Here is a 25280-nt window from a genome sequence, read left to right on the forward strand (position 1 = left end):
ACTTCCTCCCGCGGAAGCGATGCCGTTATGTTCCGCGCCCCTTTACTCCCATGCCCGGCGGCGTCCCGCGCCGGGCCGAGAAACAGACGAACGAACATGGCAACTCATAAGGTCGGCGGCGAGGTGGATGCGCTGTGTACCCGCTGCAAGCTCACTCTCGCGCACACCATCCTGGCGATGGTCGGAACGAAGATTGCCCGGGTGCGCTGCAATACCTGCGGTGGTGACCACGCCTACCGTGGGGCTCCTGGCGTGACGGATCGCCCCTCGTCCTCCAGCACCACCCGCACGGCGCGCGCCTCCAGCGGCGGCAGCTCCCCGAGCAAGGCGGAGAAGATCATCATCTCCTTCGAGGAGCAGCTCGCCGGGAAGGACGTGGCCAGCGCGCCCCGCTACAGCCCCAAGGACACCTACCGGGTGGACCAGGTCATCCAGCATCCCACCTTCGGCACGGGGTTCGTGACGGCGGTGCGCGGTGACAAGGTGGACATCACGTTCCGGGGGACACCAAGACGCTGGTGCACGGCCGCGGCGGCGCTCCGACCGAGAAGCCCGTCTTCAGCCCGCCCGTCCGCCAGACGACCGGCCCCGCCGACAAGCCGCAGCCCGTCAGCGAGGATGCCGAGCAGCCGCCGATCCCGACGGACGAAGAGCTGTTCCCTTCGGGAGACTGATTCCGCCGCGAATCTCCAGGAGGGGCACCGACGATGAGACTGCGTGCACTGCCCCTCCTCCTGTGGTGGCTCGCCATGCCCATGGCGAGCACGGCGGCGACGCCCGAGGCCCGGGTGTCCTGGAAACCCGAGCGCATCGTGCTCGGCCGGGACGCCCAGGTGGCCATCGAGGTCCAGGTGCCCTCCGGTGCGGGCTCGCTCCACGCCGCGGCATCGTCGGGCACCTTCGTTTCAGACCGGGTGGAAGGCGGCTCCGTCCGCACCTTTCAGTGGCGGCCTCCCCCGGTGCGGTATCCCCAGGTGGCGGTGCTCCTCTTCTGGATGGACGGCGCCAGCCCGGGTGCGCCTCCCTGGGTGACGGTGGCGCGGCTTCCGTTGTTGGGGCAGACGGAGCTCGACGTGGTGACCGCCGCCGGGGCGAACGTCGACGTGGAGGTGGCGGAGCGCCGCTTCGGTCCGGTTCGCGCGAATGCCCAGGGAAAGGCGCGGGTTCCCGTCGAAGTGCCTCCGGGCGTCCGGCGCGCGCGGGTGCTCGCCACGCGGGACACGCTCCGCACGGACGCGACGGTTCCGCTGGATGCGCCTCCGGAGTCTCCGCTCGCGGTGACGCTGACGGCGCGGCCACTTCACGCGAAGGATGGCGGCTGGCTGCTGGTGGCGGGACCGGCTCCGCTGCGCGCGGACGACGTGACGCTGGCGCCCGAGGGCGCGACGGTGCGGATGGCGCCGCCACTTCCGGCCGCGAACACTTCGGGCGCGCGGACAGGGACGCAGCGGGCCCTCACGGAGGACGTGCTTCGGTACCGCGTCGTGCCGGTCCCCGGCGCCACGCAGGTGGACGTGCGTGTCGAGCGTCCTGGCAAGGCACGCGCGGCCAGCGCGGAGGCCCGCGTCGCTCGGGTGTCCGCGCCTGTCTCGGCACGGGATTCAGAGGGTGGCGACGCGTGGCAGGCGTCGTACTTCCTGCTCGCGGGGGGCGTGGTGGCGGGAGGCTCCGACGCGGGACCAACGGGCAGCGTGGGTGTCACGGTGGTCACGCCGTTGTGGCGCCAGCGGGTGGCCGCGGAGCTGGAGGTGGGGGCTCGGACCTCGAGCGACAACACCACCGTGAGTGGGGTCGGCGCGACGCGTTCCCAGGTGCTGGCCCTGCCCGTGCTGCTGTCGGTCCGCGCGGAGCTGTTCAGGCGAGCGGGATTCTCGCTGCATGGCCGAGCCGGTGGCGGCCCCATGCCCATCCACCACTACCGCTCCAGCGAGCTTCAGGCCGAAGTGAAGGAGAGCAAACTCCGGGGCATGGGGTTCCTCGCCCTTCAGGCCGACTACCGATTCGGCCGCTGGAGCGCACTGGCGGAGGCACGCGGGGCCTGGGCTCCGGTGCGTACTCCGTGGCTGGACACCCAGCTTGGTGGCTTCGCGGTGCTTCTCGGGGCGCGCTTCCAGCCGTGACGTGAGCGTGGGCCCGGCAACGCCGGCCGGGGCGCCGTACTCTCGGCATCCGCGCACCTGCAGCTCCGCGAAACAGCTCGCGAGCCAGAGCCTTTACCGCGCACCAGCAGCTCAGCGCCGCATAGCGCCTCACGAGCCCGCGCCATACCCGAGCGTCAGCAGGTCACCTCGCGCCGCCGCGCAACAGCTCGCGCCATACCCGAGCATCAGCAGCTCAACTCGCAGCCCCGCATAGCGCCTCACGAGCCCACGCGATGTCCGAGCGTCAGCAGGTCACCTCGCGCCGCCGCGTAGCAGCTCGCGAGTCCGAACCGTGCCAGCCCGACAGGAGCTCAGTTCGCGGCGTCGCGTAGCAGCTCGCGAGCCTAAGCGCTGTCCTCCCGTCAGCACCTCAACTCGCGGCGCCGCGCAGCAGCTCGCGAGCCCGCTCCATGTCCGCGGGCAGCGGCGACTCCACGGCGCGAGCCGGCACACCTTGAAGCGCGGGCCACTCCACGCGCGCGGCATGCAGCGGCGTACGCGCCAGCACCACGGAGTCCCCTGCCCCACCCAGGTCCTTCTCGGACAGGGGCTCCTCGCGCCCGTACTGATGGTCCACCATCAACGGATGACCCAGGGACAGGAGGTGGACGCGAATCTGGTGCGTACGTCCCGTCAGCGGCTCCGCCTCCACCAGCGACGCGCGCTCGAACGTCTCCACCGGCCGGACGCGGGTGCGCGAAGCCTTGGCCTCCGCCTCCCCAGGCCGCGCCACGCGCATGCGCCCCTTGCGCCCAGCCACCAACGGCGCATCCACGAGCTGCGGCGCCTCCACCCGGCCGTCCACCAGCGCCACGTAGCGCTTGCGCACCTTGCCCGTCTCGAACGCCCCGGAGAGCGCCCGGTGGACCTGAGCATCCAACGCGAAGACGAGCGCCCCCGAGGTGTCCCGGTCCAACCGGTGCACCACGAAGACCTTCTGGCCGCGCTGCGTCTCCAGCAACTCCCGGAGCGAGGGCCCACCCTCGCGTCCGGGAATGACGAGCATGCCGGGTGGCTTGTCCACCACGAGCACGCCCCCGCCCTCGAAGAGGATGCGGACGTCGGTCACTCGTACTCCGACGCCGGCACCACGGTGATGGGGCCCAGGCCCTTGAGCTGCTTCTTCACCACGTCGGCCTTGCCCAGCACCACCACCGCCGGCGGCTGCGCGAAGCAGTACTGCTTCGCCGCCGCGAGCACTTCCTTCGGCGTCACCGCGCGCAGCCGGTCCCGGAACTTCTCCACCCAGTCATCGCCCAACCCGTGCAGACGGGCCTCGGCGATGCTCCCGGCGATGGACTCGTTCGTCTCCGTGCGCAGCGGATAGAGGCCCGCGAGGTACGACTGGGCGTCCGCCAGCTCGCGCGGCTTGAGCCCCTTCTCGCGAACGCCAGCGATCTCCGCCAGCGCTACGTCGATGATCTCCCGCGTGGACTCCGTCTTGGTGAACGTGGACAGCGCGAACACGCCGCCCGCGTTCATCGAGTCGAACCACGAGCTGACGCCGTACGTGAGGCCGCGGTTGACGCGAATCTCGTTCATCAACCGCGACGTGAAGCCGCCGCCCAGCGCGATGTTCATCGCCGTGGCCGGGAAGTAGTCCGCGTGCCCCATGCGCATCCCAGGGCCGCCCAGGCGCACCTGGGACTGCGTCTGGTCCGGCTTGTCCACGATGAGCACCCGGCCGCCCTGGGCAATGCCCTTCGGCGCGGGGATGTCCATCGGCGCGTCCGGGCCGCCCGTCCAACCCGAGAACGCCTCTTCCGCGGCGGCCACCACGCGGTTCGGGGGCATGGCGCCCACGACCACCAGCATGGCCACCTTGGGCCCGATGCGCGCCTCGTGGAAGCCGACCACGTCATCCCGGGTGAACGTGCGCACGGACTTCGACGAGCCGCCCACGTCGTGCCCGTAGGGATGGTCTCCCCAGAGCGCGCGGACCATGGCCCGGTCGGCGATGATGGACGGGTCGTCCAAATCATTGGCGAAGTGCGCCAGCTCGCGCTCGCGGGCGTCGGCCACCTCGGACTCGGGGAACGTCGGCTCGCGCACCAACTGCCCCATCACGCCGAGCATCTGCACGAAGTGCTCGGCCGGCGTGGTCAGGGACAGGGACAGCGTGTCCTCGCTCACGCCCACGCTCAGGCTGGCGCCGACGAACTCGACGGCCTCGTCGATGGCCTGCGCGTTCAACCGGCGCGTCCCCCGGCGCAGCAGGCGGGCGGTGAAGTCCGCCAGGCCGTGCTTGCCTTCGGGGTCGGTGGCGCTGCCCGCGCGAATCACCAACCGCACGGACACCAGGGGCAGCGGGCCACGCTCGGCGGCGATGACCTTCAAGCCGCTGGACGTGGTGCTCTCATGCAGCGTGGGAAGCGTCAGCGCGCTCGCATTGGCGCGAGCCTCCCCACGCTTCGGCGGGGCCTCGCGGGACGACTTGGACTTGCGCGAGGGAGCGGCCTTGGGGGCCGTCGCGGCTTTGAGCGCGGACGTCACGCGACGGACGGCGGCTTTCGAGGACGAACTCTTACGAGATGCCATGAGGAGAGGGCTTTCCTTTTTCCGGTCCGGGCTCAGGCTTCGGTGGACGTGGGGACCAGGGTCACCACGGAGCGGGCCTCGGGCGCGAAGTACTTCGCGGCCACGGCCTTCACCCGGTCATTCGTGATGGACGCGTAAGCGGCGGGGAGCGTGAGCACGCGGCGCCAGTCACCGAGCAGCGCCTCGTAGTGCCCCAGGGCATGGGCCCGGCCGTTGTTGGTCGCCAGCTCCCGCATGTGGTCCGAGCGCAGGTTGTTCTGGGCCTTCTGCAGCTCCCGGTCGGTGATGCCCTCGCGCGCGATCTTCTCCAGCTCGGCGTACAGGGCGGCCTCCACCTTCTTCGGGTCGGAGTCCGGCTTCAGCGCCAGGTAGAAGAGGATGGTGCCCGGGTCGATGCGCCAGCTCCAGTCGAGCATCAGCGACACCGCCAGCTTCTGCTCGTACACCAGGGAGCGGACCAGCCGGCTCCCCTCGCCCTTCGTCAGGACGTACTGGATGACGTCGAGCACGAAGGTGTCCTCGTCCCGGGCCGAGGGGCCGCGGTAGCCCAGCATCAACGCGGGCGACTGCGCGGGGTGACGGACCTCGGCGCGGCGCTCGCCCTTCTGGTCCGGCTCCGAGTTGAGCACCGACGCCGGCGCGGGGCCGCGAGGGATGTTCCCGTAGTACTTGCGCACCAGCGCCAGCGTCTTCTTCGGGTCGATGTCCCCGACGATGTAGAGCACCGCGTTGTTGGGCGCGTAGTAGGTGCGAAAGTACTCCTGGCAGTCCTCGCGGCGGATGGCCTCGATGTCCGCCATCCAGCCGATGACGGGCCAGCGGTACGGATGCGCCTTGTAGACGAGCGTGCCCAGCTCCTCGTCCATGATGCCGGTGATGTCGTTGTCCACGCGGACGCGGCGCTCTTCCTTCACCACCTCGCGCTCGCTGGTGAGCGTCTCCTGGGAGATGCGCAGCGAGCGCATCCGGTCCGACTCCAGGTCGAGCACCGTCTCCAGCGCGTCGGCGGAGAAGTCGTCGTAGTACACCGTCAAGTCATTGGACGTGTACGCGTTGGAGCGGCCGCCGCTGGACTCCAGCGTCTTGTCGAACATCTTGGGGCCGTACTTCTTCGCCCCGTTGAACATCATGTGTTCGAACAGGTGGCTGATGCCGGTGATGCCGGGCCGCTCATTGCGGCTGCCCACCTGGAACACGGTGTAGAGGCTGACAACGGGGGCCTGGTGATTGGCCAGGAGCCGCACCTGGAGGCCGTTGGGAAGGGTTGCCTCGTGGACGTCGAACAGGGACTCGAGGGCGGGGTCCGCCACGCGAGTGGGTGCTTTGCTCGGGGAAGCCTTGGGCATAGGTCCCCGAACCTAACCAGAGCGTGGCTATAGATCCACGACACCCGCACGCAAGGCCATCACCACGGCTTCCACATGCGAGTTGACGCCCATCTTCCGGTAGATATGCGACAGGTGCGTGCGCACCGTCCGGCGCTCCAGCGTCATCACGTGGCCCACCTCGGCGTTGGACAGGCCCTTGGCGACGTAGCGGAGGACCTCGAACTCCAGGGGCGTGAGCGCCCAGGGGTTCTCCGGCTTCTTGGCCTCCTCGGCGGACTTCGCTTGGACGGACTGGAAGTAGTTCCAGAAGCGCCGGGCGATGATGGGCTCCAGCACGGTGCCCCCTTCCATCACCTCCTGGATGCCGGAGCGGATCTTCTCCGGCCCCACCCGCTTCACCAGGTAGCCGGACGCGCCGGCCTGGATGGCCTCGTACACCTTCGTTTCGTCGTCGAAGGACGTGAGGATGAGGATCTCCACCTCCGGGGCCCGGCGCTTCACCCGCTGGGTCACCTGGATGCCGTTGATGCCGGGCAGCTCCAGGTCGAGCAGGACGAGCTGCGGGCGGAGCTCGACGATGTCCTCCACCGCGGCCTCCCCTTCCTGCGAGCTGCCGATGACGACCAGCTCGGGAAAGGTGGCCAGGACCTTCAGCAGGTTCTTGAGGAGCTGGGGTTGATCCTCGACGACGAAGATGCGGGTCGGTTCCACGGGCTCACCGCCTCGGAGACGTGAACGTGTCCACCAGGACCTTCTGGTGCTGGCCCCGCTTCAAGCGCAGGTCCAGCTCCATGGGTTCTCCAGTGGCGACGGACACCAGCTTGATGTGCCGGGTACCCGCCTTGATGGGGTATCGAGTGAGGGGCGTACGGCGATGCACCCGCGCGCCGTCGATGTAGACATGGGCCGGCACGTTGGTGGTGATGGTGACGAAGGCGCGCTGCGACTTCGGCGGAAGCTTTGGCTCGGGGGCGTCGTCCTCCACCGGCGCACGAGGCGCGGGCGCCGCCGCCGGGGAGGATGGACGCGTCGAGGGCGGCGGGAGGATGGGCACGGCCGGGGGAGGTCCCACGGGCGCCTCGGCCACGGGGGCTTCAGGAACTTCCGGCGCGGGCGCTTCGGCGTCGTCGCTTCGGAACTTCCACGCGGCCGCCAGGAAGGTGATGAGCCCCACCCCCGCGATGAGGGCGGCGATGGCCACCTTCCGTCCGTACCGGTGCTCCGCGATGAACAGCCTGCGCTCCGCGCTGTTCAACCGCCGCTGGACCTCGGACGGACGCGGCAGCGACGGATCGGACGGCGGCATCGCGATGTCGTCGCACTCACGGGCCGCGGCGGGCAGCATCGCGGCGGGGAGGCTGTCGGGAAGCGTCTTCGGACCCCGGGCCTCCGCCTGGGGTCGCCGGGGCCGCATCGGGCGCTTGCCCGGCGCGGAGACGGACACCGACGCCTCGTCATCCTCGGTGGGCTCGGGCGTGGAGAAGTCCTCGACCATCTTCAATCGAGGGTTGCGGCCAATGCGCGTGTGCCCGCTCCCCCCTCCCTGCGCCCCCTGCTGGCGCCGAGGCTTCGGAGGCGCCGCGCCCGGTGGCGCTTCCCAGCCCTGCTCCAGCGGCCCCGCGGGGCTTGGCGCCGTCTCCTCCGCTTCCATGGGAACCGGCTCCCCGGACTTCACGGGTGCCTTCACGCGCGTCGCCAGGGAGGCCACGTCCGGCTCGTAATCCTGCGGCCGGTACGCCTCGAACATCGGCTCCGAGGCCTCCTGCGTCTCCGCGCTGGCCTCGTCCTCCGTCAGCGCGCGGCTGTACGGCGCGCGCTGGACCACGGACTTCTCCAGCTCCTCGGCGCGCAGGTCATCCATCTCCGCGCCGGAGATGGGCTCCAGGCTGAAGGACTCCTTGAATGGCGGCGCGCCCCCGCTGACGATGCTCATCTCGTTGGGGAACAGCTCGCTCACGAAGCGGCGCACATCGTCCGGGGTGGGCATGCCCCCGTTGGCGGAGAGGTGGTTGCGCAGCGACGACGCGAACTCTCCGCTGGAGCGGAAGCGGCGCTGGGGCGTGGGCTCGAGCGCGCGGAGGATGATGGGGTCCAGCCGCGCGTTGATGCGGCGGTCCACCCGGCTGGGCGGCGGAAGCGACTCGCTGCGCCGCGTGGACACGCCACCGCTGCTCGACACCACCGGTTCGCGCTGGGTGAGCAGCTCGTAGGCGATGGCGCCCAGCGAGTACACGTCCGACTGTTCGGAGTGAGGCTCGCCGCGGGAGACCTCCGGGGCGCGGTAGGTGCCGCGGCCCCGGTGACCGAAGGACTTGCGCAACTGCGGCACGGCCATCAGAGCGCGCAGCGCGCCGAAGTCACAGACAGCGGGGAGCCCATCGCGCGACAGCAGCACGTTGCCCGGGGTGATGGCGCCGTGCACCACACCCGCCTCGTGGGCCAGGTGGATGGCCTCCAGGAGCTGGATGACGATGTAGAGCCCCACCATGGGTGGCAGCACCACGTCCTTGGAGTGCAGCCGCTGGAGCGCCGTGCCCAACGTGAAGCCGTCCAGGTCCTCGCGCACGACGGCCAGGCGCTGACGGATGACGCCCAGGTCCAGCACGTGGAGGATGCCCGGATGGCGCACGGGCTGGAGCAGTCGGGCCGTGTCCGCGAGGTCGTGGGCATAGGCCGGGTCCGACGTCCGGGGATGGAACAGCTTCACCACCACGGGCACCCCGGGCACCTCGATGCCCTGGTACAGCTCGGCCAGCTCCCCTCCTTCGAGTTTCCCCGTCAGCCGGTAGGTGGCGCTCATCGCTTCTTTCGCGCCGGACGACGCCGCGAGACGGCGGAAAAGACGAAACCGCACCAGACGCACGACTCACCGCGGCGTCCGCGAGGCAACTCCAGGGTGCATCCGGGGCATCGGGGCCGGGCCCGCACGGGGGGCGCGGGCTCGGACGCCCGCTGCGAGCCCCTGCGCGCCGCGGGCTCCAGGGCCGCGACCTTCAGGCGCAACCGGGCCTCCAGGAGGCGAACCCGGTCTTCGAGCGCGGCAATCCGAGCGGACAGGCGTGCTTGAAGCGACTCGGATGCCTCCGAGGGCTGTCGTCGGTTGGGCGAGCGCATCGCAGACCCCGAAGCGTGCCATGCCAGCTCCGAAGCCCGCAAGGAGAGAGCCGAACCCTCCGCTCGCGTGTTATGTGTCTGAGTCCCTTGGCACCGTCACTTTCCCCGTTCCGTCCCATCCCGGGTGGGCCCGCGCCGGACCCGCTTCACGGGAGCTTCCGTTCTCCACTCAACCGAGCGCGCGCCGAAGACGCCGCGCGGCGGGCCGAAGGACTGTTGTCCGACGAGGAGCTCACCCGGCTGCTCACGTCACCGCGTGAGCGCCGCGAGGTGGTGCAGCGATCGCGGGAGATCTTCGTCAACCGCAACCTGCGCATGTCCAGCGTCGACCTGTTGGGCTTCGACATGGACTACACGCTGGCCATCTACCACATGCGCCGGCTGGAGCAGCTCTCGTTCGACATGACGCTGGCGAAGCTGGTGAGCGAGTACGGCTACCCGCCGGTGGTGGGCGGCCTGCTCTACGACCATCACTTCGTGATGCGTGGGCTCGCGGTGGACCGGGTGAACGGGAACATCTTGAAGATGGACCGGTTCGGTCACGTGGGCCGCGCGTACCACGGGTTGCGTCCGCTCAAGCGCGAGGTCTGGCGGGAGCTGTATCGCAACAAGCGGGTCCGCCTGCGCAACCCGCAGTTCGCGTGGAACGACACGCTGTTCTCCCTGCCGGAAACCTGCCTCTACGCGGGCATCATCGAGCTGATGGAGTCGCTGGGCCACCCGGTGGACTACGGCAAGCTGTACGACGACATCCGCGAAGCCATCGACACGGTGCACCGGGACAATTCGCTCAAGCGCGAGGTGCGCAAGGACCTGGCGCGCTACGTGTTCCTGGACCCGGAGCTGGGGCCAGCGCTGCACAAGCTGCGCTCGGGCGGCAAGAAGCTGTTCCTGCTGACGAACTCGGCGTGGGACTACACGGACGCGTTGATGAAGTACCTGCTGGACGGCCAGCTCGCGGAGTACCCGAGCTGGCGGAACTACTTCGACGTGGTGGTGACGGCCGCGGGCAAGCCGGGCTTCTTCACGGACGCGCGCCCGTTCCTGGAGCTGGACGCGTCCACGGAAGAAGGCCGAGTGGTGGGCGAAGCCACGTCGCTGGAGCGCGGCAAGGTGTACTCCGGCGGCAACCTGGCGCGCTTCGAGGAGCTCACGGGCTACCGGGGCGAGAACATCCTGTACGTGGGCGACCACATCTACGGCGACATCCTGAAGTCGAAGAAGTCGTCGCTGTGGCGCACGTGCATGGTGGTGCAGGAGATTGAAGATGAAATCACCTACACCGCGACGCGCCAGGAGGACATTGGGACGTTGTCGCAGGTGGAGGTGCTGCGCGAGCGCCTGGACGACGAGGTCAACCACCACAAGACGCTGCTCAACATCCTGGAGCGGCGGCTGGAGCGGGAACAACTGACGGCGGACGAGCGCCTGGGCGTGGACGAGCTGCGCAAGCAGACGAAGCTGGAGTTGGACCGGATGCGCCGCGCGCTGAAGGAAGCCAACGAGGTGGCGGACACGCTCGAGGTGGACGTGGAGGAGGGCTTCAATCCGTACTGGGGGTTGCTCTTCAAGGAGGGCAACGAGAACAGCCGGTTCGGCTACCAGGTGGAGCAGTACGCCTGCCTGTACACGAGCCGCGTGTCGAACTTCCTGCACCACTCCCCCATGCAGTACTACCGCTCGCCCCGGGACAAGATGGCCCACGAGCAGGCCGGCGCCCTGTCCGCGCGCCTGTCCCCCATGGGCGGAGAAGGCCCCGCCAAGGGCGCCGGGAACGAGTAGCCGCTCAGGACGTGTCAAACCCTCCCCTAGACTGGGAACCTGTCAGGTAGCCCTCCCGAGAAGTCGGGTGCTAACCTGAGGACGTCACAGGTTTCCTTCGAGGAGAGGTGTGGGCATGGGTTGGGGGAAGCGACGGAAGCCAGCGACCTACGAGGACCTCGAGCAGCTACCGGTCGGCTGGGTTGGAGAAATCGTCGACGACGCGCTGTATGCCGCGCCGCGGCCCGCCTACGGACACCTGCGCGCCGCCGTCCGGCTGACGAGCCTCCTCACCCATGCCTTCGAATTCTCACGCGAGGGGCCTGGAAGCTGGTGGTTCCTCGCGGAGCCCGAGCTCCATCTGGCGCGCGATGTGGTGGTGCCCGACGTCGCCGGGTGGCGTCACGAACGGCTACCAGAGCCCCCAGACCCCGAACTGCCCTGGTTCAGCACCGCGCCGGACTGGCTCTGCGAAGTGCTGTCCCCCTCCACGCGAAGCCTGGACCGGCTGCGCAAGCTGCCGCTGTACTTCCGCGAGGGCGTGGGGAACGTGTGGCTCATCGACCCCGTGCAGCAGTCGCTGGAGGTCTACCGGCGAGGCGCCACGAGCTGGGTCCGCAGCCAGCTCTTCACAGGGAACGTCACCGTGAACGCGGAGCCCTTCGAAGCCACGTCACTGCACCTGGGAATGCTGTGGACGCCCCGCCCGGGAAGCCCGCCGGTACACCGGTGAGCCATCCCCTCACGGCTCGCCGGAGGGCCCCACGCGGCCCCAGACGACGTCGGTGAAGCGCGAGCCGGGCTCATCCTCGAGCCCGAGCTTGCGCAAATCATCCGTGTACTTCGCGCCCTTCACCACCACCCACCGGCGCGCCACGCGGCGTGCCGCCTCCAGCGTCTCCAGCGTCAACGGCGCGTGCTCCGCGAAGCGGCGCAGCATGTCGAACGCGGGCTGCGACTTGCGCGGCTTGGCGAACATCGGGTCGAAGAACACGACGTCGAATGAACGAGGCGCCAACGTCTTCAGGTACTCGCGCGCATCCGCGTGCAGCACCTCCACGGGTCCGGAGTCCTCGCCCAGCGCGTAGCGCCGCAGCCCCTCCCCCGCCACCGCCGCCAGCGCCTGACTCCGCTCCAGCCCCACCACGCGCCCCGAAGGCCCCACGGCCAGCGAGGCCACCATTGCGTCCTGCGCCAGCCCCAGCGTGCAGTCCAACACCGCGTCGCCCGCACGAAGCTCCGCCACCCGAACGAAGGCATCCGCCTCGCCCTCGCGCAGCCGCATCCGGCGCAGGTGCGCCATGCCCGCGTGAAAGCCAAACGAGCCCTCCGCGTCCCACAGCGTGACGCCGTCCCCGCCCACCACGAGCAGCGCGGACGCCTTCGTCCCCAGCCACGGCGCCACGCTCTCCTTCGCGCGCCGAGGAAGAAACGGCACGCCCCACCGCGCCCCCACCGCGCGCGCCTCGCGCACCAACGCCGCGTCCACCTTCGTGCTCGTCGTCACCGCCAGCGGTACCAGGGCCACCTCCGCCTTTGGCATCCACCACGCCCGCCGCGCAGGGGCAACCGATTCCTCCGCCCACGACGCCGTGCGGCAATTCACGGATGTCCCATCGCGTCAATCGTGGAGAGCCGCGTCATCCTCCGTCGGAGACCCGACACGATAAGGACGAGTTAACGAACTTCATAGGAATCCGCGCCTTGGTGCCTCAGAATCAGACTTCCTTCGGACGATGGAGAATCTCCCCAATCCGCGCCCGGAGTGGATCGCTTGGAGAGGACAACGATGCGCAACAGAGCAACAGGAATGGCCGTTGCCGTACTGGTCGCAACCCTCATGGTGGGCGACGCGTTCGCCGCCACTTTTGGAGTCACGCCTTCGGGTTCGTCTGCAGTTTTCTTCGTCGACACCACCGCCTGGGCGGACGTCCATTACGTCCGCAACAACCAGGGCCAGCTCAACTACCGGATGGGCATCGTCAACGGCCGGAACCAATACACGGTGACGGGCCTGTCCGCGGGCGAGACCATCGACTACGCATTCACGTACTGGGACGTGTCCTGCAACTGTGCGCGCGAGACGGCGTGGACGCGTTACACGCACGGCACGCAGCCGCCGCCCCCTCCGCCGGACGCGGGCACCGACGCCGGCACGCCGCCGCCCCCTCCTCCACCGGACGCGGGCACCACGGGCCCCATCGTCCCGCTCTACAACAACACCACGGCGCTGGAGCCCGCCACGGTGCAGGACACGGCTTCGGCCATCATCACCCGCGTGGGTGACCGCGTTCGCGACCGCCACGCGCGCGAGGACATGTTCCAGGCGTATGACCACTACCTGCCCCTCTATTTCCAGGCGCGCACGCACTACATCGAAATCGTCGACGAGGTCGCCAAGGGCGGCAACCGCATCACGGTGAACCTGCACACCATCGCCCCCTACGAGCGCCCGGACTTCCGCGCCTTCTTCCGCGGCCTCGGCACCGTGGCGGAGTACTTCCACAACGCCCAGTTCACCGCGGTGAACGACCGCCACTTCACCTCCAGCGTCAACTTCAACGCCAAGGAAGGCCGCGCCATCCGCGTGGGTGACCGCATGGAGCTCGAAGTGGGCGTCTTCCTTCGTCAACCGGTGGAAGGCCGTTTCAACTACTACGCCACCACGTACCTCTACATGGTCGGCTCGGGGGGCGTGGTGCCCTTCGACGTGACGGGCGCCATCCGGGACTCCATCCCCATGCCGCAGGCGGCGTGGAGCGGCGGACGCACCACGCTGAGCTCGCCGCAGTCCAACGAGCCCGACAACCGCTTCCTGCAGATGGCCAACAACCTGGCGCCGGTGAGCGCGCAGCCGTTCGTGGAAGGCCGCCGCATCCACCACACGAACTTCGGTGACGGCAGCCACTCCGAGCCGGGCAACCCCGCGCTCACCCAGCACCAGGGCAAGCTGGGCCCCAACTACGTCGCGCCGTCCTGCGTCTCCTGCCACGTGCAGAATGGCCGCGGTCTGCCGCCCGCCAACAACACCACGCTGACCAACTACGTGGTGAAGGTGAGCCAGGCCAACGGCGCCGCCGACCCGTTCCTCGGCTACCGGCTGCAGCCACGCCGCACCAGCGGCACGCCTGAGGGCGCCGCCCGCATCACCGGGTGGACGGTCACCTCCGGCACGTACGGTGACGGCACGCGCTTCGAGCTGCGCCGCCCCAACTACGGCTTCACCAACAACACGCCCACGAACTACTCGGCGCGCATCACCCCGCAGCTCGTGGGCATGGGCCTGCTGGAGGCCGTCCCGGAGTCGGCCATCGCCGCGTTGGCGGACCCCAACGACAGCAACGGTGACGGCATCTCCGGCCGCATGCACCAGGTGCGCGACCCGCAGACGGGCCAGACGCGGCTGGGCCGCTTCGGCTGGAAGGCCAGCACCGCCACGGTGCGCCACCAGGTGGCCGAGGCCCTCAACAGCGACATCGGCGTGACGACGTCCGTCTTCCCGGCGATGGACTGCGGTCCGTCACAGCAGGGCTGCTCGGGCACCAGCACGGAGCTGGCCAACACGGAGCTGGACAAGCTGTCCCGCTACATCGCCCTGCTGGGCGTGCCGGCGCGCCGCAACGTGAGCGACGGCACCGTCACGCGCGGTGAGACGCTGTTCAACAACGCGGGCTGCGCGCGCTGCCACACCGCCACGCTGACGACCAGCGCGTTCCACCCGCACGCGGAGCTGCGCAGCCAGACCATCCGTCCGTACACGGACCTGCTCCTGCACGACATGGGCTCGGGCCTCGCGGACAACTTCACGGACGGCCAGGCCATGGGCGCGGAGTGGCGCACGGCGCCGCTGTGGGGCATTGGCCTGACGGCGGGCGTCAGCGGCGGCGAGGCGTATCTGCACGACGGCCGCGCCCGCAACCTCGCCGAGGCCATCCTGTGGCACGGCGGTGAGGGCCAGGCGGCGCGCAACAACTTCGCCAACATGAACAGCACGGACCGCAACGCGCTGCTGACGTTCCTGCGCTCGCTGTAATCCGCTGAAGCCTCACCCGAGGAGGGCCGCGCGGAGCAGGCGGCCCTCCTTGCCGTACGCCGGACTCAGGAAGCGTTCGCCGCGTGGAGCTGCTTGCGGCCGCCCTGCATGATGGCCACGGTGACGGACTGGTTACGACCGTTGCGCTTCGAGTGGTAGAGGCACTGGTCGGCCAGGTCGATGAGCTGCTGCTTCTCCATGGCGCTGTCGGGGAAGGTGGCGATGCCCAGGGACATGGTGATTCGCAGCGGCCCCATCTCCGTCTGGAAGACCTCCGCCTGCACGGCCTCGCGGATGCGCTCGGAGATGGTGAAGGCGCCCTTGGCGTCCGTCTCCGGCATGACGATGACGAACTCCTCGCCGCCGTAGCGGGCGACGATGTCCGTGTCGCGCGCCATCGTCTTGATGATGCGGGCGACGCCCTTGAGCACCTGGTCGCCCGTCGGGTGGCCGTAGGTGTCGTTGACGCTCTTGAAGTGGTCCACGTCCGTGAGGATGACGGAGCACTTGCGCTGGTAGCGCCGCGCCTGGGCCAGGATTTCGTCCGCCTTCGTCTGGAAGGTGCGGTGGTTGAACAGGCCGGTGAGGCCGTCCGTGGTGGCCATGCGCTCCATCTGCTCGAAGAGCTGCGCGCGGAGCACCGCCTGCGCCGCCTGGATGGCGATGACTTCAATCATCCGCAGCACGTCCTGCTCGAAGGCCGCCTTCTTGCGCGAGCCCGCCACCAGCGTGCCCAGGATGCGGTCACCCGCCACGAGCGGGAAGATCTTCAGCGCGCCCAGGCCGCGAATCTGCGTCTCGTCGTCGAAGATGATCTGCCGGTCCATGGCCTTGATGTCACGGCCCGGCAGCGGCGCCCCGTAGCGGACCACGTTGGCCACGAGGCCATTGTTGTCCTCGAAGCTCTGGCCGGACAGCGCCTGCCCCTGTGCCGTCACGCCGGACATGCGCACCACGCGGTGCATGCGCTTGCCGTCCACCTCGGACACCAGCGTCACCGCGCAGAAGTCCAGGCCCGCGAGCTGACGGGTGCTCTCCAGCACCGCGACGAAGACCTGGTCCGGGCTGCCCGCGCGGTTGAGCTCCTCGATGGCGCGGAAGAACCGGTCCTTCTCGTCCCGCGTCTTGCGGATGTAGCTCATCACCCGCTCCACCTCGATGGAGCGCAGCACCTCGCCGGCGATGATGCTGAGCAGCTTCTCGTCCTGGTCGCTGAAGGGCTCGTTGGCCAGCCGGTCCGCCACCAGCACGCCGCGCACCAGGCCCGTGGCCTCCAGGATGGGCACCGCGAGCAGCGCCTGCACCGTGGGGCCGCCGCCCTCGTAGTGCGTCACGCCCTTGAGGCCGTTGGGCGAGTTCATCCGCACCGGCGCGCGGCGCTTGAGCACGCCGCCGATGATGCCCTCCCCCGCGTTGAAGCGCTCGCGCTGCACGCGCTCGGAGCCGGAGCGGCAGTCGTACAGCTTCAGGCTGCGGTCGTCCGACGTCAGCAGGAAGGCGGCGCAGGTGTTCGTGCGCAGGCCCGTCTCGGCGATCTCCAGCGCGGCCTGCACGGCGCCTTCAATCTCCTTCACGGAGGCCACCAGCCACTTCTCGTCGGAGCTCATCCCGCTGAAGCTGTCCTGCGTCCCGGAGGACACCAGCCGGAAGGTGCGGGCCCGCTCCTCCACCTCGCGGATGCGCTTCTGCACCGCGTCGCTCTCCGCCCGGCGCGCCGCCGCGATGCGCGTGGCGAGCACCAGGTGGTACAGCCCGGAGAACAGGGCCAGGAAGGCCGCGTGCGTCAGGTAGCCCGTGGCGTTGGGCACCGGCCCGCCCAGCGTCACCAGCGCGTCGAACACCAGCGCCACGCCCAGCAGCGTGAGGCCGGCGTTGCGCGGCAGGAAGGCCACCAGGAAGGCCATCAACAGATAGACGATGGGGAACAGGTCCCCGCCACCAATGGCCACCACGACGAAGGCCGCGGAGATGAGCGCGCCGCCCAGCTCCAGGTCGTCGCGCAGGTCGATGACGGCGCCCACCGCGCCGCGCATGGCCCGGCGCCAGGCCGCCACTGCGATGCCCACGAGCAGGCAGACCACCAGGGCCGCTTCCGTCCACCCCAGCGTCTGCAACCCCCGGAAGCCGCCGCGCGCCAGATGGATGAACGTGGCGAGCGCCGCGGCGGCGGGGATGGAACGGACGGCGAGACGCAGCAACCTTCCGGGAGACGGAAACTCGGGAAGCGACGTCATGGGGACTCCAGGTGGAAGACAAGCTCGCCCGGCTTCACGTAGCCGAGTTCCTCACGCACGGCGCGCTCCAGCGCGGCCGGGTCCTTGCGCAGCGCGGCGATTTCGTTGCGAAGGGCCTCATTCTGGGCGGACAGGGAGCGGTTCCGGGCCTGCACCGACTCCACGTCCTGGCGCAGGGAGAGGTAGCGGCGGAAGCCGTTGGCGTCCACGACGGACACCAGGCTCAGGGCCGCAGCCACCCCTATCGCCACCACCAGGAACTTTCGCCTCGCCGTCATGAGCGCGGAGGACCGTACCAGTGGCCCCCCGCCCCGCAAGATTTCCGCTCCAGACCTGTAGCAGCGTCCGGAAGGACCCTGTTACGGCGTCTGCGCGAGCAGCTTCTCCACGGCCTTGGCCATGTCGGCGTGGGACTCCACCCCGTGCCAGCCGGCCACGGCGCGGCCCCGGCGATCCAACATCACGGTGGTGGGCAGCCCCTGGATGACGCCGAACGCGCTGCGCCCCTCAATCATCTCGGTGTCCGCGATGAGCACCGGGTAGCGCAGCGCATAGTGGTCCGCGAAGGGCGCCAGGACCTTCGCGCCCTCCAGGTCCATCCCCACCGCCACCACCTGGAAGCCGCGGGCGCCGTAGTCCTTCTGGAGCGCCTCCAGCGTGGGCATCTCCGCCAGACAGGGGAAGCACCACGTCGCGAAGAACGAGACGAGCACCACCTTCCCATCCAGCGCGCGGAGGTCGTGCGGCGTGGGCCCCACGGAGGGGAGGTTCAGCGCGCTCAGGAAGGCATGGCCCGCGTCCACGGGGCGCGTGCCACGGCAACCGGCCAGGACGACCAGCGCCACCAGGGCGGCGCGGCGCAACACGCGGGACATGAACTCAGGCCTCCGAGGCAACCGGCCCGCCCCGCTGACACTCGCGGCACAGCCCGTACAGCTCCATCTTATGGGAGGTCACCTTGAAGCCGTGACGGCGGGCCACCGCGTCCTGCAGCGCCTCGATGCGTTCGTTCTCGAACTCGATGATGGTGCCGCAGCCGGTACAGACCAGGTGGTCGTGGTGATCGCGCCCCGCCGCCGCCTCGTAGCGCGTCTGCCCGTCACCGAAGTTCCGGGCATGGGCCAGGCCACACTCACTGAGCAGCTTCATGGTGCGATACACGGTGGCGACGGACACCTTGGTATCCTGCTCGCGCACCTTGTTCCACAGCTCCTCCACCGACAGGTGGCCCCCCACCGCGAAGAACGTGTCGATGATGAGGCTGCGCTGCCGGGTGCTCTTGAGCCCATGCTGGGCCATGTAGCGGGCGAGCACCTCGTCCTTGTCGCGGTCGTCGTCGTGGTGGTGATGGTGGCTGTGGCTGTTGCTCATGTTCAATCCTTCAATGTCGCCGACGGGCCGCGCCCGCGTCCAACGCGGCTGGGGAGGCCCGCCGCGGCCCCGCCCTCCGCTCGTGTTGTAACCAATCCGGTGAGCCACCGCGACCTGGGCATTTCCCAACGAAGGCACTGCACCGGAGAAGAATTCGTCACCGGCAAGTGTTGGGCTCCGAACGCGGCGGGCCTGATACTCCCGTCCAGTCCTCCCCGCAACGCCTGGCGTGCGGCCGAGGGGGGCATCGGTCCACCTGCCCGCCCGTCCCCGCGACTTGCACTCGCCGTAGGCTGTTTAGATTGGAATCGGACTGGCTCATTGACACCCGTCTGTAGGCGAAGATAGAGGCAACCGCCCTCGTAAACGAGCATTTTTCCGCGACATTCATGAACAGTCCCTGGCAGAGAAGACGACAGCCCGATGACGTCCCCACCCCCGTGGCGGTTGCCGTCTCGGACTTCTGCCGGCGCGCGAAGGCTCCCGCGCCGGCGCCCGAGGTCCGCGAGGCGCTGGCCCTCCTGGCCGAGGCTGATGACTTCCGCGTCCGCGCCTTGACGGACGCCGAGCCGGAGGCCTCCCCCCTGGGGCCCTTCGCGATCATCGACATCCTCAACGGCACCCAGGCCGCGGTGGCCGCCCAGCGGCAGGCCTGCGGCTACTACGACGTGGCCCGCGAGCTGGCCCACGTGCGCGATCAGAAGACGCCGCCGCCCGAGGCCGCCCCCCTCACCTTCGCCCCGCCGCCGGCGCCCGGAACGGACGCCCCCGAGGCGGCGAAGAAGGCCGGCAAGCCGTCGAAGGAGGACGGCGAGGCCACCGTCAAGGAGCGCATCGCCCCGCGCAAGCGCACCCCGGCCGAGGAGTCCTTCTCCGGCCCGGCCGACTTCACCGAGGAGCCCGCCCTCTCGCGCCGCGACCTGCCGCGCCCCCGGGGCCGCTTCACCCGCGTGGAGGCGCCGCGCGCGTCCTTCATGGAGCTGACGCGCCTGACGGGCAAGCCCATCATGGAAGCCGCGCTGGAGGCCAACGAGCACCGCTTCGCCCTGCTGCGCAACCTGTCCCAGCGCTTCAACGGCGCCCGGGGCGAGCTGACCCAGGTGGACCTGGAGAACGTCCTGCGCGACCACGCGCTGATGGACGCCCTGGTGGAGAAGGAGCGCCGCATGGTGCTCGACGGCTTCACCGGCCAGCGCGGCGCCGCCGGCCGCGTGGCCTGGGCCCTGGGCCTGAGCCCCTCCGAGCTTCAGCGGCTGGTCTCCATGCTGTCGCTGACCGAGGAGGTGGAGGCCCTGCGCGAGCGTTTCCGCCGCGAGGCGCTGGCCACCCAGCACCTGACGCACCGGTTGGATCTGCTCGGCCGTGAGAAGTACCTGACCGACCTGGGCATCCAGAGGAAGTTCACCGACGCGCTCCGCAAGGAGCTGGAGCACCTGGTCAGCGACGTCCTGGCGGACGCCGGCGACCTGCACGGCCTGGCGGACGCCGTGGCGCGCAAGCACGGCGCTCCCTCCGAGCTCGTCTTCCGCGCCTTCGAGCGACTGGGCCTGGCGGACGGACTGCGCAAGCAGCTCCTGGCCGCCTCCTCCCGCTGAGAATCAACACCCTGACGAGGCACTGAGAACCATGCCCATCTACGAGTACAACTGTCAGAGCTGTGGAAAGATGATCGACGTGCTGCAGAAGATCTCCGACCCCGCCCCTGCCACGTGCAGCGCGTGCGGCGCCGAGGGTTCGATGCAGAAGGTCGTCAGCCGCTCGAGCTTCGTCCTCAAGGGCGGAGGCTGGTACTCCGACCTGTACAGCTCCACGAAGAAGGACGGCAGCGCGTCGTCGAGCAGCAGCTCGTCGTCTTCGTCCTCTTCTTCCTCGGCGAGCGCGGCCCCCGCGCCCAGCGCGCCCGCTCCGGCGCCGGCCCCCGCGCCCGCCGCCTCCAGCAGCGACAAGAAATAGGTCCGGGGGGCGGGGAAGCCGAAAATTCGCTCTGGGCGTGGGAGCAACGCACACTCACGTCCCGTGCCCTTCCCCCCCTCCAAGCGTCCTCCCCGTCACTGCGCGCTGTGTGGCCATCCGGAGCTGACGGACACCCGCGGGCTCGGCCGTTTCCTGCTCGTCGCGGATCCCCTGGGCCGGGGCCCCATCTGCCCGTCCCAGCGAGGGTGCCGCGGCGGCAAGCGCGAGGCGCTGGCACCGTCACCGCTGACGCAGCCCGCCCGGTGAGCTAATCAAGACACCTTCCGCGCCCTGCTTCCCGCGAAAGGTGTCATGCCCCTCGCCCCTCTTCGAATCCAGTCGCTGTCCGTCCTCCTGCTGGCCGTGCTCGGCGCGGGCTGTGCGTCCCAGACGCGCATGCCTCCCGAGGCGCGCAACGCCCTGAACCAGTCCCTTTCGGGGCCCGAGGCGGAGCAGTACCTGCGCATCTCCAGCAACGTCACGCCCTTGTTCGGGGACGGCTCCAAGAAGCTGCTGACGCCCTACGCCCCCGAGGACGTGCAGTTGCTCGACGACACGGATGGCAAGCCCATCAACCCCGGCGCCGTGGAGCGCGTCCTGCCCGCGGGCACGAAGCTGCGCATCACCCGCGTGGAGTTCCCCACGTCCTGGGTCATCACCGAGCGCGTCCTCTACAGCCCGCGAAACTGGCCCTGGGTGTACCTCACGGAGGCCGGCGCGCCGCCCGACGCCCCGCCGCTCATCCTGGTGATGCCGCCCAACCTGGATCGCCCCGAGGACTTCCGCACGGAGCTGGAGAAGTACCTCTCCGCACGGGATGTGAAGCCCACGCTGGATGCCCTGCCGCCCGCGGTGCTCGAGGCCGTGCGCGAGAAGCGGCTGGTGGCCAACATGCCCGCGGACGCGGTGCGCATGGCCTGGGGCCCGCCGGAGACGGTGCGGCGCTCCCTGGAGGGTGCCACCCGGCAGGAGGAATGGATCTACCCCGGCGGTCGCCGCAAGGTCATCCTGGCGGATGGCCGCCTCGCGCGGGCCGAGGAAGCGGGCGCCCAGATTCTCCCCTGAGGCCCCGCGGACGGACAGGCTAACGGCGGCGGCGCTTGCCGCCACCCCCGCCACCGCCGCGGCCACCGGACTTGCGCGCCGCCTGGGCCTCGCCCGGGCGGGTGAGCCGGGGCAGGTCGCCCGCCATCACCGGCCAGAAGTCGCCCTTGAGCAGCTCCGCCACCAACTCGGCCTGCGTCTGGACCGGCCGCTTGAACATCGTGGCGCCGCGGCCCACCTCGTCGAGCGAGCCCCGCGCGTCGCTGCCACCCACGCACGGCAGCTTCATCGCCGTGGCGGCCTCGACGGCCAAGTCGTTGGACGTCTGCTTCACCCGGGCGTTGTAGCCCTCCACCGCGCTGAGCACGCTCAGCGAGCGGATGAAGTCCATGGCCGGGTTCTGCGAGTCCCGGTCATACGGCCGTGCGGCGACGATGGCGGCGCCCAACGCCTTGACCTTGGGCAGACACTCCGCCGCGCTCCACGGCTTCTCCCGGTTGCTGCCCCACATCTGCACCGGCTCCGGCGCCAGCTCCGGCTTCGGGAAGAAGCACAGATACTGCCCCCGGTCGGTGACGAGCTCCAACCCGACGAAGACCTTGAGCTTCGACTTCGCTCCGATGTCGAAGAGCTCGTCGCAGCCGTCCTGGGTATTCGTCTCGGTGAAGGCCACCCCGTCCAGGCCGAACAGCGCGGCCCGCTCCAGCACGGCGCGAGGGTCCAGTTCGCAACCCTTGGACAGGTGTGAATGGGCGTGCAGGTCAATGAGCATGGGCGCTGCTCCCTAACAGGCTCCCCCGAGGCCTGTCGAGCCTGCAACGCCCCGCCGGTGACTCAGGCGAAGGCGTAGGACTGAAAGGTGCCCTGGTTGGCCTGGGTGTTCTTCTCCTCGTACGTGCGGATGAGGTAGCCCATCAGCATCAGCGAGGACGTGTTCTCCAGCACCCGGGACGGGTCCTTGGAGATGAGATTCGCGCTGTAGTTCAGGAAGAACTGGGCCAGCTCCTCACCTGCCTCCTTGACGATGAGCGCATTCAGCGCGGAGGGCTCCATCGTCCGGATGGTGTTGATGAAGTCTACGGCCAGGTCCTTCTTGGTCTTCATGTCCACGGGCCTTCCCCCTTCCCCACTCCGCCGCCACTCGCGGCCCCCTGCCACGAGCGCCCCACGCCATCAGGTGCGACCCGAGCAACATAGGCATGCGCCGGAGGCTGCAAACCCCCAGGCACGGACGATCCACATCCCCACGGCAGGGAAGCCGGGTTTTTGACACCCCGGAATGCCACGTGCGATAACCTCCTATTGTCCTGAATCAGCACCGCACAAGGAGTGGCAGGCGATGTTCACGGGCGTGAAGGTCTTCTCCGCCACCAAGGCGAAGGAGCGCGAGGAGCTGGGTGAGAACGTCACCCGGTGGCTGAAGAGCAACTCCGACCTGGAGATTGTGGACCGGGTCGTGTGTCAGTCGTCCGACAACGAATTCCACTGCTACACCCTCGTGCTCTTCTACAAGCACGGCAGGAGCGAGCAGGCGGCCCCGCAGCCCTGAGCGGGATGTACCGGCGGAAGGGGACGGCCCACCCCTCCACCGGAACATCCCCCGTTCCTACTGCAGGCTGGGCACGTAGACCGCGACACCCCGCGCCGGAACGGAGAGCACCGTCTCGGTCCCGGAGAGCTGCAACGTCTGGCCGGTGAAGATGTCCTGGTAGACGTCCGTGCTCGCCGCGAGGCTGCCCATCAGCTCCAGCACCAGCGAGCGCTCCACCGCGCCGCGGTTGATGGCCACGATGGCCCCTCGTCCGTCCGGCAAGTCCCGCTGGAACACGTAGAGGTCGTTCTCCACGCGCAGCGTCCGCCGCGCGCCGGACTGCAGCGCCGCGTGCGACAGGCGCGCCTGCCCCAGCGCCTGCACCACCTCCAGCAGGTCCTTCTCCAGCCCCGACAGCGCGTCGCCGAAGCGCATGAACCGGCGGTTGTCCGGATCTCCCGCGCCCGGCAGGCCCACTTCGTCGCCGTAGTACACCAGCGGCACGCCCGGCTGGGTCAGCACGAAGGTGAACCCGAACTTGGCCTTCTCGAAGGCGGACGCGTCCGTCACCACGGACGCGGGACGGTTGGGGCCGAACGGGTCGCTCCCGTCACCCTGGAGCTGGCCCGCGGCCTGCGACATGAAGCGCGCCACGTCGTGGTTGCCCAGGAAGGGCGAGTTCAGCGTGCCGGGTGCGTAGTACATCTCGTTGGCGCGCACGGCGTCGTCCACGCGCTGGAGGCCCTGGCCATCCGCGAAGGCCTCGCGCACCGGCCAGTAGAGCGGGAAGTCGAACTGGCCATCCAGCTCGCGAGGGCTGATGTAGCGGGCGATCTGCGACCTCCCATCCGCGCCGACGAACGTCTCGCCCACCAGGTAGAACTCGGTGCCCGTCATCGCGGTGATTTCCTTCAGCTTCCCGCGGATGGTGCGCCCCGCCACCTGCTCCATGTGCTTCACGGCGTCCATGCGGAAGCCGTCGAAGTCCGCCTGCTCCAGCCACCAGAGCGTGTCCGCGGCGTACTGGTCCACGAAGTCCGACGAGCGCCAGTTGAAGTCCGGCAGGTAGTCCGTGAACTTGCAGATGAGGCGCTGCGCTTCCCAGTCACAATCCTGGGTGCCACACACGCAGCTCGCCGAGGTGTTGAACCAGCCGTCCTGCCCGTGGTTCGTCCAGTAGGGGTGCTCCTGGTGGACGTGGTTGAGCACCAGGTCGGCGATGACGCGGATGCCGTGCTTGTGCGCGGCGGACGTGAGCGCGCGCAGCTCCTCGATCGAGCCGAAGCGGTGCTGCGTCTCGCGGGGCTTCGTCGGCCAGTAGCCGTGGTAGCCCGTGTAGTACCGGCCGCCCGTGCCGATGAACCGGCCCTCGGGGTTCTGATCCACCGGGGAGATCCACAGCGTGCGGATGCCCATCGAATCGAAATAGCCCTCTTCGATTTTCTGGGTGATGCCCGCGAAGTCGCCGCCCAGGTAGTTCGCGATGGGGTCCACGTCCGCCACGGGCCCGTCGTTCTCCGGCCTGGCGTTGTGGAAGCGGTCGGTGAAGGCGAAGTACATCAGCCCCGAGTCCCAGCGGAAGCGCTCCGGCTCCACCCAGAACGGCAGGTACAGCGGCGCGGCCTCGCGGCCCGTGCTGTCGCGCGCCACCACCTTCACGTGGTGCTTGCCCTGCGCCAGTCCTTCCAGGTGCAGCACGAAGCGGCCCGTGGTCGCGTCGTACGCGTCCGGGCGGGCCACGCCGTCCAGTGACAGCACCACGCCCTCCCCCGCCGGGCCCGAGCGATCCGTCCCGTCGAGGTACGCGACGTCGACGTCCAACGTGCCCGTGGGCGTCACCGCGAAGCGCTTCAGCTCCAACACCGGCTGGCGGCAGTCCGGAACGGTGAGCCGCGAATACTCCTCGGAGCGAACCCAGCGCGAGTACGGGTTCTCCGGATCCAACTCATGCTTGTTGCCCACGACGAACCGGTAGCCGTAATCCCGAGGCTCCAGGCCCTCCAGGCGCAGGGTGTAGACGCCATCACCGCGGTCGTTCATGGCCTGCGCCGCGGCGGCGAAGTTGGTCCACTCGCCAGAGACCCGAACGGGCCCCGCGACGGACTGCTGCGGTGCGTAGGTCAACGTCACGTCGCAGGTCCGAACAGGGATGGAGTCAGACTCTCCACAGGCAGCGGCCGTCAGCAGCGCCGGGAGCGTCAGCAGTCGAGGGATGCGGAAGTGCGTCATGTG

Annotated in this window: 23 protein-coding genes; 10 read left to right on the forward strand and 13 right to left on the reverse strand. The window is 69.5% G+C overall.

Going from position 1 to position 25280, the window contains the following annotated elements; all coding sequences use genetic code 11:
- Window positions 1–96 precede the first annotated feature (96 nt).
- Both A176_RS15505 and A176_RS15510 read left to right on the forward strand, forming a co-directional pair.
- On the forward strand, window positions 97–711 hold the full coding sequence (locus A176_RS15505; RefSeq protein WP_226994330.1) for a hypothetical protein: 615 nt from the start codon (window positions 97–99) through the stop codon (window positions 709–711).
- Complete coding sequence (locus tag A176_RS15510) at window positions 708–2120, forward strand: hypothetical protein (RefSeq protein WP_002640077.1); 1413 nt, start codon at window positions 708–710, stop codon at window positions 2118–2120. Before A176_RS15505 ends, A176_RS15510 begins: the two co-directional genes overlap by 4 nt.
- Window positions 2121–2511: 391 nt before the next feature.
- Here A176_RS15510 and A176_RS15515 read toward each other — a convergent pair whose 3' ends face one another.
- Genes A176_RS15515 through A176_RS15535 form a run of 5 tightly spaced genes read right to left on the reverse strand, consistent with a single transcriptional unit; the run spans window position 2512 to window position 8807 of the window.
- Complete coding sequence (locus A176_RS15515; protein ID WP_002640079.1) at window positions 2512–3210, reverse strand: RluA family pseudouridine synthase; 699 nt, start codon at window positions 3208–3210, stop codon at window positions 2512–2514.
- On the reverse strand, window positions 3207–4679 hold the full coding sequence (locus tag A176_RS15520) for a M16 family metallopeptidase (protein ID WP_021781570.1): 1473 nt from the start codon (window positions 4677–4679) through the stop codon (window positions 3207–3209). Before A176_RS15520 ends, A176_RS15515 begins: the two co-directional genes overlap by 4 nt.
- 32 nt (window positions 4680–4711) lie before the next feature.
- On the reverse strand, window positions 4712–6025 hold the full coding sequence (locus A176_RS15525) for a M16 family metallopeptidase (RefSeq protein WP_044890913.1): 1314 nt from the start codon (window positions 6023–6025) through the stop codon (window positions 4712–4714).
- Between the two features lie 27 nt (window positions 6026–6052).
- Complete coding sequence (locus A176_RS15530) at window positions 6053–6718, reverse strand: response regulator (protein ID WP_002640082.1); 666 nt, start codon at window positions 6716–6718, stop codon at window positions 6053–6055.
- A 4-nt stretch (window positions 6719–6722) separates the two neighbouring features.
- Window positions 6723–8807 (reverse strand): serine/threonine-protein kinase, encoded by a 2085-nt coding sequence (locus tag A176_RS15535; protein ID WP_226994331.1) that lies wholly within the window; start codon window positions 8805–8807, stop codon window positions 6723–6725.
- A 386-nt stretch (window positions 8808–9193) separates the two neighbouring features.
- Here A176_RS15535 and A176_RS15540 point away from each other — a divergent pair, with 386 nt between their 5' ends.
- Window positions 9194–10903, forward strand: a complete 1710-nt coding sequence (locus A176_RS15540; protein ID WP_044890911.1) for an HAD-IG family 5'-nucleotidase — start codon at window positions 9194–9196, stop codon at window positions 10901–10903.
- 115 nt (window positions 10904–11018) lie between these two features.
- Window positions 11019–11615, forward strand: a complete 597-nt coding sequence (locus A176_RS15545) for a Uma2 family endonuclease (protein WP_002640086.1) — start codon at window positions 11019–11021, stop codon at window positions 11613–11615.
- 9 nt (window positions 11616–11624) lie between these two features.
- Here A176_RS15545 and A176_RS15550 read toward each other — a convergent pair whose 3' ends face one another.
- A complete protein-coding gene (locus A176_RS15550; protein ID WP_082282751.1) occupies window positions 11625–12488 on the reverse strand; it encodes a class I SAM-dependent methyltransferase in 864 nt (287 codons plus the stop codon).
- Window positions 12489–12671: 183 nt separating this feature from the next.
- Between A176_RS15550 and A176_RS15555 the strand changes: the two genes are divergently transcribed.
- Window positions 12672–14915 (forward strand): di-heme oxidoreductase family protein, encoded by a 2244-nt coding sequence (locus tag A176_RS15555; protein ID WP_002640088.1) that lies wholly within the window; start codon window positions 12672–12674, stop codon window positions 14913–14915.
- 65 nt (window positions 14916–14980) lie between these two features.
- Here the strand turns inward: A176_RS15555 and A176_RS15560 are convergent, their stop codons facing one another.
- The 4 genes from A176_RS15560 to A176_RS15575 form a co-directional block, all read right to left on the reverse strand.
- The gene (locus A176_RS15560; protein ID WP_002640089.1) at window positions 14981–17149 is read right to left on the reverse strand and encodes a sensor domain-containing diguanylate cyclase; all 2169 of its coding nucleotides are present in this window, start codon (window positions 17147–17149) and stop codon (window positions 14981–14983) included.
- The gene (locus tag A176_RS15565) at window positions 17146–17427 is read right to left on the reverse strand and encodes an FtsB family cell division protein (RefSeq protein WP_044890908.1); all 282 of its coding nucleotides are present in this window, start codon (window positions 17425–17427) and stop codon (window positions 17146–17148) included. The genes A176_RS15560 and A176_RS15565 overlap by 4 nt, the downstream gene beginning before the upstream one ends.
- Before the next feature lie 81 nt (window positions 17428–17508).
- On the reverse strand, window positions 17509–18024 hold the full coding sequence (locus A176_RS15570) for a TlpA family protein disulfide reductase (RefSeq protein WP_002640091.1): 516 nt from the start codon (window positions 18022–18024) through the stop codon (window positions 17509–17511).
- A gap of 4 nt (window positions 18025–18028) precedes the next feature.
- Window positions 18029–18520 carry a Fur family transcriptional regulator gene (locus A176_RS15575; protein ID WP_002640092.1) on the reverse strand — a complete coding sequence of 164 codons (492 nt, stop codon included), beginning with the start codon at window positions 18518–18520 and terminating at the stop codon, window positions 18029–18031.
- Window positions 18521–18960: 440 nt separating this feature from the next.
- Here A176_RS15575 and A176_RS15580 point away from each other — a divergent pair, with 440 nt between their 5' ends.
- From A176_RS15580 to A176_RS15590, 4 genes are all read left to right on the forward strand, one after another.
- Window positions 18961–20115: a hypothetical protein gene (locus A176_RS15580; protein WP_002640094.1), complete on the forward strand. Its 1155-nt coding sequence runs from the start codon at window positions 18961–18963 to the stop codon at window positions 20113–20115.
- 31 nt (window positions 20116–20146) lie between these two features.
- Complete coding sequence (locus tag A176_RS38010; RefSeq protein WP_002640095.1) at window positions 20147–20473, forward strand: FmdB family zinc ribbon protein; 327 nt, start codon at window positions 20147–20149, stop codon at window positions 20471–20473.
- 63 nt (window positions 20474–20536) lie between these two features.
- Window positions 20537–20740 (forward strand): hypothetical protein, encoded by a 204-nt coding sequence (locus A176_RS38685; RefSeq protein WP_002640096.1) that lies wholly within the window; start codon window positions 20537–20539, stop codon window positions 20738–20740.
- Between the two features lie 45 nt (window positions 20741–20785).
- Window positions 20786–21538 carry a hypothetical protein gene (locus A176_RS15590; RefSeq protein ID WP_002640097.1) on the forward strand — a complete coding sequence of 251 codons (753 nt, stop codon included), beginning with the start codon at window positions 20786–20788 and terminating at the stop codon, window positions 21536–21538.
- Window positions 21539–21557: 19 nt separating this feature from the next.
- On the opposite strand, the gene A176_RS15595 is transcribed toward A176_RS15590, so the two are convergent.
- Together A176_RS15595 and A176_RS15600 are read right to left on the reverse strand one after the other, a co-directional pair.
- Window positions 21558–22289 (reverse strand): PHP-associated domain-containing protein, encoded by a 732-nt coding sequence (locus tag A176_RS15595; protein ID WP_002640098.1) that lies wholly within the window; start codon window positions 22287–22289, stop codon window positions 21558–21560.
- Window positions 22290–22351: 62 nt separating this feature from the next.
- The gene (locus A176_RS15600; RefSeq protein WP_002640099.1) at window positions 22352–22627 is read right to left on the reverse strand and encodes a hypothetical protein; all 276 of its coding nucleotides are present in this window, start codon (window positions 22625–22627) and stop codon (window positions 22352–22354) included.
- 229 nt (window positions 22628–22856) lie between these two features.
- On the opposite strand from A176_RS15600, the gene A176_RS15605 reads away from it, so the two are divergent.
- Window positions 22857–23066, forward strand: a complete 210-nt coding sequence (locus tag A176_RS15605) for a hypothetical protein (RefSeq protein WP_002640100.1) — start codon at window positions 22857–22859, stop codon at window positions 23064–23066.
- Window positions 23067–23123: 57 nt separating this feature from the next.
- On the opposite strand, the gene A176_RS15610 is transcribed toward A176_RS15605, so the two are convergent.
- Window positions 23124–25277 carry an alpha-amylase family glycosyl hydrolase gene (locus A176_RS15610; protein WP_002640101.1) on the reverse strand — a complete coding sequence of 718 codons (2154 nt, stop codon included), beginning with the start codon at window positions 25275–25277 and terminating at the stop codon, window positions 23124–23126.
- Window positions 25278–25280: the final 3 nt, after the last annotated feature.

The sequence above is a fragment of the Myxococcus hansupus genome, from assembly GCF_000280925.3.
Taxonomy (GTDB): domain Bacteria; phylum Myxococcota; class Myxococcia; order Myxococcales; family Myxococcaceae; genus Myxococcus; species Myxococcus hansupus.

Coding starts and splice junctions, on each gene's coding strand:
- A176_RS15525 (WP_044890913.1), bottom strand. CDS start 6,025: ATGCCCAAGGCTTCCCCGAGCAAAGCACCCACTCGCGTGGCGGACCCC.
- A176_RS15555 (WP_002640088.1), top strand. CDS start 12,672: ATGCGCAACAGAGCAACAGGAATGGCCGTTGCCGTACTGGTCGCAACC.
- A176_RS15535 (WP_226994331.1), bottom strand. CDS start 8,807: ATGAGCGCCACCTACCGGCTGACGGGGAAACTCGAAGGAGGGGAGCTG.
- A176_RS15545 (WP_002640086.1), top strand. CDS start 11,019: ATGGGTTGGGGGAAGCGACGGAAGCCAGCGACCTACGAGGACCTCGAG.
- A176_RS15595 (WP_002640098.1), bottom strand. CDS start 22,289: ATGCTCATTGACCTGCACGCCCATTCACACCTGTCCAAGGGTTGCGAA.
- A176_RS15610 (WP_002640101.1), bottom strand. CDS start 25,277: ATGACGCACTTCCGCATCCCTCGACTGCTGACGCTCCCGGCGCTGCTG.
- A176_RS15520 (WP_021781570.1), bottom strand. CDS start 4,679: ATGGCATCTCGTAAGAGTTCGTCCTCGAAAGCCGCCGTCCGTCGCGTG.
- A176_RS15565 (WP_044890908.1), bottom strand. CDS start 17,427: ATGACGGCGAGGCGAAAGTTCCTGGTGGTGGCGATAGGGGTGGCTGCG.
- A176_RS15510 (WP_002640077.1), top strand. CDS start 708: ATGAGACTGCGTGCACTGCCCCTCCTCCTGTGGTGGCTCGCCATGCCC.
- A176_RS15560 (WP_002640089.1), bottom strand. CDS start 17,149: ATGACGTCGCTTCCCGAGTTTCCGTCTCCCGGAAGGTTGCTGCGTCTC.
- A176_RS15570 (WP_002640091.1), bottom strand. CDS start 18,024: ATGTCCCGCGTGTTGCGCCGCGCCGCCCTGGTGGCGCTGGTCGTCCTG.
- A176_RS38010 (WP_002640095.1), top strand. CDS start 20,147: ATGCCCATCTACGAGTACAACTGTCAGAGCTGTGGAAAGATGATCGAC.
- A176_RS15605 (WP_002640100.1), top strand. CDS start 22,857: ATGTTCACGGGCGTGAAGGTCTTCTCCGCCACCAAGGCGAAGGAGCGC.
- A176_RS15590 (WP_002640097.1), top strand. CDS start 20,786: ATGCCCCTCGCCCCTCTTCGAATCCAGTCGCTGTCCGTCCTCCTGCTG.
- A176_RS15575 (WP_002640092.1), bottom strand. CDS start 18,520: ATGAGCAACAGCCACAGCCACCATCACCACCACGACGACGACCGCGAC.
- A176_RS15505 (WP_226994330.1), top strand. CDS start 97: ATGGCAACTCATAAGGTCGGCGGCGAGGTGGATGCGCTGTGTACCCGC.
- A176_RS15540 (WP_044890911.1), top strand. CDS start 9,194: ATGTGTCTGAGTCCCTTGGCACCGTCACTTTCCCCGTTCCGTCCCATC.